General features: G+C 64.5%; 12 protein-coding genes. 3 read left to right on the top strand and 9 right to left on the bottom strand.

What is annotated here, in order from left to right; all coding sequences use genetic code 11:
* The first annotated feature begins 333 nt into the window (after positions 1-333).
* Positions 334-1,032 carry an aquaporin Z gene (gene aqpZ, locus KHO49_RS08790; RefSeq protein ID WP_102861680.1) on the top strand — a complete coding sequence of 233 codons (699 nt, stop codon included), beginning with the start codon at positions 334-336 and terminating at the stop codon, positions 1,030-1,032.
* A 16-nt stretch (positions 1,033-1,048) separates the two neighbouring features.
* Here aqpZ and KHO49_RS08785 read toward each other — a convergent pair whose 3' ends face one another.
* Entirely contained in the window at positions 1,049-2,173 is a 1,125-nt protein-coding gene (locus tag KHO49_RS08785; RefSeq protein ID WP_110595123.1) for a GNAT family N-acetyltransferase, read from the bottom strand.
* 86 nt (positions 2,174-2,259) lie between these two features.
* On the bottom strand, positions 2,260-3,165 hold the full coding sequence (locus KHO49_RS08780; protein ID WP_102878796.1) for a LysR family transcriptional regulator: 906 nt from the start codon (positions 3,163-3,165) through the stop codon (positions 2,260-2,262).
* Positions 3,166-3,248: 83 nt separating this feature from the next.
* Here KHO49_RS08780 and KHO49_RS08775 point away from each other — a divergent pair, with 83 nt between their 5' ends.
* Together KHO49_RS08775 and KHO49_RS08770 are read left to right on the top strand one after the other, a co-directional pair.
* On the top strand, positions 3,249-4,616 hold the full coding sequence (locus KHO49_RS08775; protein ID WP_213664906.1) for an MFS transporter: 1,368 nt from the start codon (positions 3,249-3,251) through the stop codon (positions 4,614-4,616).
* Positions 4,597-4,998 (top strand): hypothetical protein, encoded by a 402-nt coding sequence (locus tag KHO49_RS08770; protein WP_115581824.1) that lies wholly within the window; start codon positions 4,597-4,599, stop codon positions 4,996-4,998. The genes KHO49_RS08775 and KHO49_RS08770 overlap by 20 nt, the downstream gene beginning before the upstream one ends.
* A 49-nt stretch (positions 4,999-5,047) precedes the next feature.
* Here KHO49_RS08770 and argS read toward each other — a convergent pair whose 3' ends face one another.
* From argS to KHO49_RS08735, 7 genes are read right to left on the bottom strand one after another with little or no spacing between them, the layout of a single operon-like run.
* Positions 5,048-6,760: an arginine--tRNA ligase gene (argS, locus tag KHO49_RS08765; RefSeq protein WP_102878793.1), complete on the bottom strand. Its 1,713-nt coding sequence runs from the start codon at positions 6,758-6,760 to the stop codon at positions 5,048-5,050.
* 54 nt (positions 6,761-6,814) lie between these two features.
* Complete coding sequence (locus KHO49_RS08760; RefSeq protein ID WP_110595120.1) at positions 6,815-8,017, bottom strand: MDR family MFS transporter; 1,203 nt, start codon at positions 8,015-8,017, stop codon at positions 6,815-6,817.
* 51 nt (positions 8,018-8,068) lie between these two features.
* On the bottom strand, positions 8,069-9,382 hold the full coding sequence (locus tag KHO49_RS08755) for a hypothetical protein (protein ID WP_213664905.1): 1,314 nt from the start codon (positions 9,380-9,382) through the stop codon (positions 8,069-8,071).
* Between the two features lie 51 nt (positions 9,383-9,433).
* Complete coding sequence (locus tag KHO49_RS08750) at positions 9,434-10,201, bottom strand: SDR family NAD(P)-dependent oxidoreductase (protein ID WP_102878790.1); 768 nt, start codon at positions 10,199-10,201, stop codon at positions 9,434-9,436.
* Positions 10,202-10,242: 41 nt separating this feature from the next.
* Positions 10,243-11,232, bottom strand: a complete 990-nt coding sequence (locus tag KHO49_RS08745; RefSeq protein WP_123393367.1) for an ornithine cyclodeaminase family protein — start codon at positions 11,230-11,232, stop codon at positions 10,243-10,245.
* Positions 11,229-11,756, bottom strand: coding sequence for a MaoC family dehydratase (locus KHO49_RS08740; RefSeq protein ID WP_213664904.1), 528 nt, complete (start codon positions 11,754-11,756; stop codon positions 11,229-11,231). The genes KHO49_RS08745 and KHO49_RS08740 overlap by 4 nt, the downstream gene beginning before the upstream one ends.
* Positions 11,753-12,616, bottom strand: coding sequence for an HpcH/HpaI aldolase/citrate lyase family protein (locus tag KHO49_RS08735; RefSeq protein WP_123393369.1), 864 nt, complete (start codon positions 12,614-12,616; stop codon positions 11,753-11,755). Before KHO49_RS08735 ends, KHO49_RS08740 begins: the two co-directional genes overlap by 4 nt.
* Between the last annotated feature and the right edge of the window lie 5 nt (positions 12,617-12,621).

Raw genomic sequence — 12,621 nt, 5'->3', positions numbered from 1 at the left:
CTGATCTGTAGCCGCTGCCGCAGGCTGCGATCGGCACCGCAGGGGCCGCAGGACCTGCATCCGCGGTTTGCCTGGTCAATCGCGGTGGTCGCCTTGCGAGTCCTGCAGACTCGGTCGCAGCCTGCGGCAGCGGCTACAGCAATCAGGTGCAGAAGGTTGTGCCTCGCAACGCCAGGGCCCCGTTTCCAGGGGCCCTGGCGTTTTTTTGTGGGCTGGAATTGCGCCAAAAGCCTGCTGTACTGAGCCTAGGTTCCGGGACAGAACCTGCAGTTAACCCGCGGGATGCATAACAGTTGTATCGCGTTGATAGGTTGGCCTATCAAGGAATCACTCATGTCTTTGTTCAAACGTTCCATGACTGAATTGCTCGGGACCTTCTGGCTGGTTCTCGGCGGCTGCGGCAGCGCCGTGCTGGCGGCGGCGTTTCCCAATGTCGGCATCGGTCTGCTGGGCGTCGCCCTGGCCTTCGGCCTGACGGTGCTGACCATGGCCTTCGCCATCGGCCATATTTCCGGCTGCCACCTCAATCCCGCCGTGTCCGTGGGCCTGGTGGTGGGCGGACGCTTTCCAGCCAGGGAGCTACCGGCCTATATCGTGGCGCAGGTCATCGGCGGGGCCATCGCCGCAGCGCTGCTGTATTTCATTGCCAGCGGCAAGCCCGGCTTCGAGCTGGCCTCGGGGCTGGCCTCCAATGGCTATGGCGAGCACTCCCCCGGCGGCTATTCAATGGCAGCGGGATTTGTCTGTGAACTGGTGATGACCGGGATGTTCGTGGTGATCATTCTGGGCGCCACCGACAAACGCGCCCCGGCGGGGCTGGCGCCCATTGCCATCGGCCTGGCCCTGACGCTGATCCACCTGATCTCGATCCCGGTCACCAACACCTCGGTCAACCCGGCCCGCAGCACCGGCCCGGCGCTGATCGTCGGCGGCTGGGCCCTGCAGCAACTGTGGCTGTTCTGGCTGGCACCGATCCTCGGCGCGGTGATCGGCGCCGTGCTCTACCGCTGGCTGGGCAAGGAAGACGGCTGAGCAACGGCGGCGAGGATCACGCCTGCCGATAGGGCAAGGCGTCCCTCGCCTCCTCGGCATAAGCGCGAATCCCGACCCGCTCCCGATGCAGAAAATCCTGCACCGCGGCATTCAGCCCGGGGTGACGCAGGTAATGCCAGGAGCGGGTGATCACCGGTTCGAAGCCCCGAATCAGTTTATGCTCGCCCTGGGCCCCGGCGTCGAAGCGCTGCAGCCCCTGGGCGATGGCGTAGTCCATGCCCTGATAGAAACAGGTCTCGAAATGCAGGCGGTCAAACTCCGCCAGGCAGCCCCAGTAGCGGCCGTAGAAACTGTCGCCCCCCACCAGGCTGAAGGCCATGGCCACCGGGCGCCCGCCCTGCTTGGCCAGGACCACGCGAATCGCCTCGGGCATGCGCTCGGCCAGCAGGCTGAAGAAGGCCCGGGTCAGGTACGGCGACTGGCGCCGCACCGCATAGGTATTGGCGTAGCAGGCATAGACGAAATCCCACAGTGCCTCGTCCAGTTCATGGCCTTCGAACCACTGGAAATCAAAGCCCTGCCCCGCCACCTGTTCGCGCTCCTTGCGCATCTGCTTGCGCTTGCGCGAGCTCAAGGCGTCGAGAAAATCCTGAAAATCCCGGTAGCCGCGATTCTGCCAGTGGAACTGACAGCCCAGGCGCTGCAACCAGCCCGGTTGCTGTTCCAGGGCCTGATCGCTGAAGTCGTCGGTGAAGTTAATGTGAGCGCTGGAAAGCCCTTCGATCTCCAGGTAACCGGGCAGGCTTTTCAGCAGTTCGAAGGCGTCCGCCTGGGTCGCCGCCAACACCCGGGCGCCGCTCACCGGGCTGAACGGCACCGCGGTCAGCAGCTTGGGGTAGTAGTCGATCCCGGCCCGCGCGCAGGCATCCGCCCAGCCATGATCGAACACGTATTCACCGTAGGAGTGCCATTTGCGATAGCTGGGCAGGGCCGCCAGTAGCCGGCCGTCTTCTACATGCAGCAGGTGCTCGGCCTGCCAACCGGAGCCCGGGCCCAGGCTGCCACTGTCTTCCAGGGCACTGAGAAAGGCGTGACGGACAAAGGGTTGCCCGTCCTTGAGCAGGCCATCCCATTGCACAGGATCGACGGCTGACAGACTGTTCAAGGATTGCAGCGGCATGGGGGTCCCCGGAATTCAGATCGAACGACCCGGCGAGTATCCTCCATCCCCGGACTCACCGAAACCGCCAGCACCCTGCCCCCCTCTCAATGCCCCAGGTGTTCGGCGAGAAAATCGATGAACACCCGGGATTTGCGCGGCAAGTGGGCGCTGTTGGGAAACAGCACATGCACCGGCTGCGGCGCCAGGCTGTACGGCGGCAGCACCCGCACCAGGCGCCCGTTGGCCAGGTCGTCGAGCACCAGCCATTCGGGCAGCACCGCCAGCCCCAGGCCGGCCAGGGCCAGGGCGCGAATCGCCGTCGCCGAATTGGACTCGTGCCCGGGGTTGACCCGCACCTCCACCTCGCCCCGACGCGGATGATTGAAGGTCCAGCTGGGCGGCCCCGCCAGATTGCTGTTGCCGATCCACGGCAAGCGGCAGAGATCCTCGGCCTGCGCCAGTTCCACGCCCTTGAGCAGATCCGGGCTGGCCACCAGGGCGATGCCGTAGTCCGCCAGCTTGCGACCCTTGAAACCCGAGTCCGCCAGGTGGCCGAGGCGAATCACCAGATCGAGCTTTTCCGCCACCAGGTCATTCAACGACGAATTGAAGTGATAACTCAGGCGCACCTCGGGGTAGCGCGCGGTGAACAACGGCAGGATCGGCAGCACGAAAGTCTCGGCGTACTCCGCCGTGGAGCTGATGCGCAACTTGCCGCTGACCCGGTTACGTCCGTGCAGCACGTTGTCAAAGGCGGTATCGATATTGGCGACAATCCCCTTGAATTCGTCATACAGGTCCTGGCCGCTTTCCGTCAGGGCGATATGCCGCGTGGTGCGGATCAGCAAGGTACTGGCCAGGGCCTGCTCCAGCGCCTTGATATGCAGGCTGGCCATGGCCTTGCTGATGCCCAGGTACTGCGCGGCGCGGGTGTAGGAGCCAAAGTCCACCACCGCGAGAAAGGTCTGCACCCGGTGCAGTTGGCCGTGAAAGGTCTCGCTCACTGTCAAATCCTGTTAAACAATGCGTCAAGTATAGGTACCTCGACAGTCTCCGCCCAGCCTCCCTAAGCTGCGGGCAAAACGGAGGCGGCATGACCTACAGATACAAAGTGGCGGTGGTATTTCTTCTCGGATTCTTTATCGACTGCGTGAACATCTTCATGTCGGCGGTGGCCCTGCCGAGCATCGCCGCGCACTGGCAGGTCTCCAGCGCCAGCGTGGCCTGGGTCGCCAACGCCTACATTCTCGGCCTGACCCTGGTGATTCCCATCAGCACCTGGCTGGCAGGACGCTTCGGCAGCCGGGAGATCCTCAGCGCCTCGATGCTGCTGTTCAGTGGCGCGGCCCTGCTCTGCGGGCTGGCCGACGACTTCAGGTGGCTGGTGTTCTGGCGACTGGTGCAGGGCATGGCCGGCGGCCTGCTGATTCCCCTGGGGCAAGCCCTGACCTTCAACCTGTTCCAGGGCCCGCAACGGGCGCGCATCTCGACCCTGATCATGGCCGTGGCACTCCTGGCCCCGGCACTCTCACCGACCCTGGGCGGCGCGATCGTCGACCACAGTTCCTGGCGCTGGGTGTTCTTCGCCAGCCTGCCGTTGTCATTGCTGGCGGCGCTGCTGTCCTGGCGCTGGGTCCGCAGCGAACGCACGGCGCATCCGGCCCGACCGGACCTGCGCGGCCTGCTGCTGGTGAGCGCCAGCCTGGGCAGCCTGCTGCTGGGCATGTCGCTGTACGGCAGCGGCTACCCGGCCCATCAGGCCCTGCTCTGCCTCGCGGCCGGCCTGCTGTTGGCCGCGCTGTACCGCAGGCACTGCCAGGCTTGCCCCCAGCCCATCGTCGATCTGCACCTGCTGAAAAATCCCCGCCTCGGCCTGTCGGTGGGCATCTACCACGCGATTCCCGGGATCTTCACCGGCGTCAACCTGCTGAGCCTGTTCTTCCTGCAGGACAGCCTGCACCTGAGCGCGCAACACAGCGGCATGTTCATGCTGCTGTATGCCGCCGGTGCCCTGCTGGCGATGCTGGCCTGCGGGCGTTACTACCACCGCATCGGCGCCCCGCGACTGTTCGCCATCGCCCTGGTGCTGCACAGCGCCGGCATCGCCACCTTGTGTTGGGTCAACGCGACATCCGACCTGCCGCTGATCATGCTGGCCTACCTGCTGATGGGCCTTGGTGGCGGCGCCGGCGCCAACACCGCCCAGACCACCGCACTGCTGGACTTCAGTGGCAGCGACACGCACAAGGCCAGCGTGATCTGGAACATCAACCGGCAGCTGGCCTTCAGCCTTGGCGCCGCCTTGCTGCTGATGCTCTACAACCTCCTGCTCAGGTACCTGGACGCTCTCGCGGCCTATCACCTGAGCCTGCTGCTGGCCGCCCTGGCCGGCCTGCTTCCCTTGCCGGCCCTCGGCAGACTCACTCCACAAAAGGCCTCCCATGCCCAACTCGATCGTTAAACAGGCACAGCACAGCGTGCACTGGATTCATCAACTGATTCACCGTGTCTTCACCGATCAACGGGGGGATGGCGCGGCCTGCATCGAGCAACTGCTGCCGCTGTTCGCCGAGGATTTCCAGATGGTGACCACCAGTGGCGCCCTGGTTGGCCGGGCACAGGTGGAGCAGCTGTTTCGCGGTGCCCTGGGCACCCGCGCCGGGCTGGAGATCATCGTCAGCGATCTGCACTGCCTGTGGCAGGAAGGCCACAGCGCGGCGATCCGCTACAAGGAAACCCATTGCCTGAACCAGAGCCAGACCTCGCGCCTGTCACTGGCGATCATCCGGGTCCAGGACGATGCGGTGCAGTGGCTGTACCTGCACGAAACCGCCTGCCCCTGAGCCCTTTGCCCGAGGCGCGGCACGCGCCCCGCCTCGGCCAAGCACGGCATCACATGGTGTCGACCACCTCGATCCCCAGCAGCCCCAGGCCCTCCTTCAGGGTGCGGGCGGTCAGTTCACAGAGTTTCAGCCGCGAACCATCGACACGCTCGTCAGCAATCACCGGGCAGGACTCGTAGAAACGCGAAAACGCCGTGGCCAGCCCGTACAGATAGGCACACAGCACGTGGGGCAGGCTTTCGCGCAGCACTTGCAACATCACATCCTCGAAACGCAGCAGCTCGATGGCCAGGCTGTGCTCATGGGGCTCGATGATCTGCAGGCCTTGCTCCTTGACGCTCCCGGCCCGGGTCAGCACGCGGTTGGCCCGGGTGTAGGCATATTGCAGGTAAGGCGCGGTATTGCCCTCGAAGGACAGCATCGCGTCCCAGTCGAACACGTAATCGGTGTTGCGATGACGGGACAGGTCGGCGTACTTCAGCGCGCCGATGCCCACCACCCGGGCCACGTGTCGACGGGCCTCGGGGTCCAGCCCGTTGTTCTTCGCGGCGATCAGCACCTCGGCCCGCTCCACCGCCTCGGTCAGCAACGCATCGAGCTTGACCGACTCGCCGGACTTGGTCTTCAACGGCTTGCCATCGGCGCCCTTGATCGTGCCATGGCTGACATGCTCAAAATCCGCCTGGGGCGGCAGGAAGCCGGCCTTGCGCGCCACCAGGAACAACTGCTGGAAATGCAGGGACTGACGCACATCCACCACATACAGGCAGCGGTCGAGCTTGAGCTGGCGAATGCGAAAACGGATCGCCGCCAGGTCCGTGGTGGCATAGAGAAAGCCACCGCCCTGCTTCTGTACGATAAAGGCCGCCTCCTGGCCCTCCTTGTTGGCGTACTCCGCCAGCATCACCACCCTGGCGCCCTGGCTTTCGGTCAGCAGGCCCTTGTCCTGCAGGGCCTGGACCAGGGGCTGCAGGTCATCGTTGTAGAAACTCTCGCCACGGATGTCCGACTGTTTGAGCAACAGGCCCAGGCGCTGGAAGATATCCAGGGAGTGGGACAGCGACACCTCGACGAAGGTGTGCCACATGCGCAGCACCTCGGCGTCTCCCTGTTGCAACCGGACCACATAATCCCGGGCACGGCGGGCAAAATCCTCCGATTCATCGAAGCGCAGCTTGGCCTGTTGGTAGAAGCGGTTCAGGTCCCGCAGTTCGTAGTCCTGCCGGCAGGTATCGGTGGCCTCTTTCATATAGGCCAGGAGCATGCCGAACTGAGTGCCCCAGTCGCCGACGTGACTCTGCAGGATCACGTCCTGGCCCATGAACAGATTGATCCGCGCCAGAGCGTCGCCAATGATGCTGCCGCGCAGGTGCCCGACGTGCATTTCCTTGGCCAGGTTGACCGAGGCGTACTCCACCATCACCCGCTTGGCCGGCTGCGGTTCGACTCCCAGGTTGCGGGTCAGCAGCGCATGCTCCAGGCGTTCGCGCAGGAAGTCTTTGCTGAGGGAAATGTTGATAAAGCCCGGCCCGGCGATCTGCAGGTGCTCGGCGATGCCCCGCAGGTCCACCCGCTCCACCAGTTGCAAGGCCAACTCGCGCGGCGCCAGGCCCAGCTTCTTGGCCGCGGCCATGACTCCACTCATCTGGAAATCGCCAAACTCGGGACGGCTGGCCAGTTGAATCACCGGCGGACTGTCAGTGGCGCCCAGGCCGTTGAGGGCGGCCGCGAAACGTTGGTCCAGAATGCGCATTACAGACATGTCGGATACACCTCATCCTTGAAGATTTCGAACCTCAGGCGGCAACCCTGCCCTTTACCTGACGGCGTAGTTTTGTACCACCATGACCAGCCCGCACAGTGCGGCCAGTCCTATGAACATCCATTGCCCCCCCACCAGGTCGAGCATGCCGCCACCGTAGATCGGCGACAGCGCAATGCCCACCCGATAAAGGCTGGAGACCCCGAAATAGGTGCCGCGCAGACTCTCCTGAGCCAGCCGGTCGACCTCTATGCTGAAGATCGGGAACACAATCAACTCGCCCACGCTCAACAGCAGCGTGGCCAGCGCCAGCCCCCAGAACAGCGTCACCGGCGAGCCGGCGAACACCAGCTGCGACGCTAACATCAGGGCCATGCCCCAGAACAGCCGGCAACGAGTGGAATAAACCTCCAGCAAGCGCAACAGAGGAAACTGAGTAAAGACCACAATCAGCGAGTTGAGGGTGATCAGGATCACCAGCAGGGTCACCGGGTCCTGCACTTCGCTACGCGCCAGGTACTGCGGCAGGGTCGAGTCGAACGAGGCATAGACGAAGGCCGCCACGGTGTTGCACAGCATCAGCAGGGTAAATCGCCGATGCTTGAGCACCGCACCGAAGGCCACCAGGAAGTTGGGGGTCGGGGCGCTGGCATGCCGCTGCACCCGGGCCTCCTTGTCCCGCAGCAGACGCCACAGCAGCAGGCCGAACACCGTGTACACCAGGGCGCAGACGGCGAACACCAGGGAGCGCACGCTGGACAGCAGCAACATGCCGATCAACGGCCCGATGGAGCCGCCGACGTTCACCAGAAAATAGTTGGCATACAGTGCCAGCTCCCGGGACTGCAGGTCCTCCACGTAATCGCCGATCAGCACTTTGCAGGTCGACTCCAGCAGCGAGCAGCCGATGCTCACGCCGGCCACTGCCACGCCGAACCAGAACACCGAGCCGGCCTCGATGAACAGCAAGAACGACAGCGCGCTCAACAAGGCGCCCGCCAGGATCAGGCGCCGGCGCCCGAAGCGGTCCGACAGCCAGCCGGTGTAGATACTGCTCAGTGCGCCGCCGACCATGGCCACCGCCAGCAGGGTGCCGATCAAGGTCGCCCCCAGGTGATAGTCCTGGTACAGGAAGATCGCCAGGAACGGCCAGATCATGAAGAACGCGCTGCGGGTCAGCAGGGTGCCGAACAGCACCACATGGATCTCCCTGGGCAGGGTGGCGTAGCGCGCCCAGCTGAAGGTTCTTTCAATCATGGGCCGGCCCACTTCTCCCGCCAGGGGGAGCCTGTCCTCCCCGGCCCTGGTTCATTGCGCTAGAGGGCACGGTTCAGGCTCCTGGGTCTTGAGTTGCGCCAGCAGCCGCTGGTGCTCCTGGTCGGTGATCGGCAGCGCCCAGCCCGGCATGCCGCCGGACAACACATTGACCGCCCTAGAGCGACCGTTGCAGCGCAAATACAGGCCCGACATCTGCTGATTGATGTAGTACAGGCCAAACACCACGAACTGCTCCACCGGCTGGTTCCAGAAGGCCTGGGGCAAAGCATAGGAGCGCTGGCGGATGGTGGCCTGGGCAATCCATTCACCGTGACTTGGACCGATGCAGGCGCGGATCAGTTCGTCAGTGGCTTCCTCACCGAGGATCACCCCCTTGCCACCGGTGGAGTTGCAGGGCTTGAACACCAGCTCTTGGCGCCGCTGCAGCAAACCCTCAAGGTTTTGCGCACTGACCCGCACCGTCATGGGTATCCGGCGATCGATGGCGGCGCGCTGTTCAGCGTCCAGCACCGCCCGCAGCGCCGGCTCATGAAACAGCGAGAACCATGACTTGCAGCTGCTCACGTAGTTTTCAAAGGTGTTGAGCAGCAAGGCGCCCGAACCGCAGATACGCCGCACCAGATCGCCGCCATCGACGATTTCCTCCTCCAGGAACAGGCGATAGACCAGGGTGCGCGCGCCCTCTTCGGCGCTCAGCCACTGCGCCTGGTACTGGTGCTCCTTGATCAGTACCACTTCCAGATCCGCACAGGCCTGACGCACATGGCGCAACAACGGCTGGTAGGCCGAAGCGCCTGCCCAGTGGTCATAGGCTTCAAGATCCAGGAGCACCACACGACTGCGCCGCTGCTCCTTGCACAGGCGCTGGATCAACCGCGCCAGATCGACATAGGGCGATTGCCCGTGTTCGAAGCCACTGAGTTGCACCCCTCGCGACTCCAGGAAACGGGCGCAGAATTCGTGCAACTGCGGGCCTTCGATGGCCGGCCCGATGTTCAGTTCGCACAGCTGGTACTGGCCATCCTCGCTCAGCAGAACGTCCGCACGGCCAATCAGCCGACCGCCCTTTTCCAGCAGCGACCAATCCACCAGGTCCCGGACCTGAACCGGCACATTGAACAATTCGAGGATGTGCTCACGGCTGTGCAGGGTCAGCAAATGGGCAAGCATCCGCGACTGCGCCGCCAGGATCAGACGCAGGTCGGCGGCCACCGCCTGAAAGGCAGCGGCGGGAAACAGGGCCAGGGGAAAGGGGGTCGCCTTGTATCCCTGGGGCTTGATCAACTGCGGATTGCGCTGGCCAAACACATCGAACAACGGGCGATTGAGCTCTTCAAAATTCATGGATCGCGCTTCCTGATGCAAATGAGGGGGCAAGCCCTCGGTGGGAATGGATCAGAGGGTCGCTTCGCCGCCATCGATCACGATGTCGGCACCGGTCACCCAGGCGGCTTCATCACTGGCCAGAAACACCGCCGCGCCGGCGTGATCCTGGGGCGTGCCGGCGCGGCCCAGGGGAATGTCCTTGCCCCGTTCGCGCCACAGCTGCGGATCGTTGTGCCACTGGTTGCGGTTGCCCTGGGTGGCGGTCAGTCCGGGTGACAGGGTATTGACCCGGATGCCCTGGGCAGCGAACTCGTAGGCCAGGCTCTTGGACAGCATCGACAGCCCGGCCTTGGATGACTGGTAGTGGGCCATCTGGCTGATGGCCTTGAAGGCACTGATGGAAGACACGTTGATCACACTGCCGGCGATCCGCCGTTCGAGCATGTGGGCGATCACCGCCTGGGTCAGAAAGAACGGAAACCGCAGGTTGGCATTCATCACCTTGTGGTAGTCCTCGACGCTGGTTTCGAGAAACCCCGTGCGTGTGGTGATGCCGACATTGTTGACCAGCACATGCAGCTCATCGAACCCGGCAAGGACTCGACCGGCCAGTTGCGGCGCGGCACTGGCCTCCCCCGCATCCACCTGGAAGGCCTGGCATTTCACCCCCAACTCTTGCAGTTGACCCAGCACCTGGGCCGCGGCGGCCTCATCGCGCTGATAGGTAAACGCCACATTGGCCCCTTCTCGCGCCATGGCCAGGGCGATGGCCTGGCCAATGCCATGACTGGCGCCGGTGATCAGCGCGTTCTTGCCGGACAATCGTTGTTCTGCCATGTATTCATCCTTGTCATGCCTGGGCCCCAGGCACTGTGGTTTCAGAGGCTGACGCGTGTGCCCAGCCCCTTGGTCCGTGCCGAGCGCAGCAGGGCTGCCGCCACCGCCACATCCTGAATCGCCGTGCCCACTGACTTGAACAGGCTGCTGGCGGTGCCTCGCGGGACGACGGAGCCGCCCAGCAGGCTGGCGATTTCCTGCACATCCCCGGGCATCAGAACCCCCAGGCGCAGGCTTTGAATCAGCTCGCCGGCCTCACGCAGAGCGGCATCGCGCTCCTCGACGTACACCGCCGCCTGTCCCAGCAGCAGCGGATCGATCTCGCAGGCGATTTCATCGACCCCGCCGATGGCATTGATGTGGGTCCCGGGGCGCACATCCGCCGCCCGCACCAGCGGCTCGGCACTGGCGGTGGAAGTGGCCGTGCAGATCACGTCCGCCATGCGCACCGCCCGGGCCACGCTGTCGGTCACCATGACCTGGGGGCACAACCCACGATCGCTGACCCAGGCCGCCAGGGCCCGGGCCTTGTCCAGGCTTCTGGAATGCAGCAACAGCTGTTCGATGGGGCGCACCGCACAGACCGCCTCGATCTGGCTGCGGGCCTGGACCCCGGCACCGATCACCGCCAGCACTCGGGATGCGGGCCGCGCCAGCAGGTCGGTGGCCAGCCCGGCCATGGCCCCGGTACGCAGGGCCGTCAGATGGGCGCCTTCCATCAGCGCCAGGATTTCCCCGGTCTGGCTGCTGAGCAGGATCACCAGGGCATGGATCAGCGGCCGACCGTGGCGGGGGTTGTCCGGGGTGATGGTCGAAACCTTGACCGCCACCGCCTGGGCCAAGGGCAGGGCCGCCGGCATCACCAGCACTTGGTTGCTCTCGGCACTGTCGCCCAGGGTCATGATGGTTCGCGGCGGCACTTGCACGCCGTCCGCCATGGCTGGTGCCAGGGCCTGGCGCAGGGCCTCGATGGCCTCGCCCATGGACAGTGCCCGAGCCATGGCCTGGCGATCGAGGCTGAGAAAATTCATGGCACCTCCTGTTCGGCCGCGGGCAAGGCCAGGGGCTCGCGCCGGGGCACCAGGAATGAACGCTGGTAACTGAGCACCACACTGCCATCGGCCTTGAAGCCTTCGGTCTCGATGGTGGCGATCCCCTGCCCCGGCCGTGAACGGCTGGGGCGGATGGCCAGGACCTTCGACTTGGCGTAGAGGGTGTCGCCGATGAACACCGGGGCCGAGAGCCGCACCTGATCCCAGCCCAGGTTGGCCAGGGTGCGAAAGCTCATGGTCTGCACCGACATGCCATTGATGATGGCGAAGGTCACCACGCTGTTGACCAGCACCTTGCCGAACTCCGTGTCCTTGGCGTACTCGTGGTCGAAGTGCAGCGGGTGATGGTTCATCGACAACAGGGTCAGCCAGGTGTTGTCGGTTTCCAGCACGGTGCGCCCGGGCCAGTGACGAATCACGTCGCCGGGCTTGAAGTCCTCGAAGAACATCCCCGGCGACTCCAGGTACTCACCGTTGTCCAGCCGTTGCAGGGTCGAGATCATGGATGTGGCTCCTGGGTAAAATTGTTCAGCAGCTTGCGGGCCTTCTTGATGAATGGAGGACCGATCATGTCGCCATCCAGGGTGAAGATTTCGCCCTGGCTGTGCTCCGCCCGACGCAGGATCTCCCGGGCCCGTTCCAGCTCGCCGGGGCTGGGGCTGAACACCTCCATGACCGTGGCCAGCTGGCGCGGGTGGACGATGGCCTTGCCATGGAATCCCAGGGCCTTGACCGCCCGGCTTTCCTGCAGCAACAGCTGCGGGTCGTCCAGGTGATAGCAGGCGGTGTCGATGGCGGCGATGTCGTAGCGCGCCGCTGCGTTGGCGATGCGCTGGCGGGCGTAGAGCATGTTTTCCCAACCGATTTCCACCCCCAGCTCGGCCGCAAAGTCCGCCGAGCCGAACACCAGCCCCGAGCACTGGCTGGCAATCGGGTCGATGGCGTCGATGGCCTCCAGGGTCTCCACGGTGACGTACAGCTCCACCGGGTGCTGCAGCTCGCTGAGCTGGGCACGCACGATCTCCAGTTCGCAGGCATCGCGGACCATGGTCAGCATCACGATGTCCGGCGCCAGGCCATGGCGGATGAAGGCCTCAAGGTCCAGCAGGCCTTGGGGCGAGCGCAGTTCGTTGATCCGCACCGCCACCCGGGACGCCGACGCCGGAGCCTTGAGCAATTGCAGGCAATGCTCCCGGGCCAGGGCTTTCCTGGCTGGGGGCACCGAGTCTTCCAGGTCGATCAGGCAGACATCGGCCCCCGCCTCCCGAGCGCCTTGCAGCCGCTCCAGGTTGAAGGCCGGGGTGTAGAGGATCGAACGGGGCAACCGGGGAATGGGGGCAACTGAATAACCACGGGTTTGCATAACCG

It is taken from the genome of Pseudomonas sp. RC4D1 (assembly GCF_018390395.1).
GTDB lineage: Bacteria > Pseudomonadota > Gammaproteobacteria > Pseudomonadales > Pseudomonadaceae > Aquipseudomonas > Aquipseudomonas danubii.
This window is presented reverse-complemented; position numbering and strand designations above follow the sequence as displayed.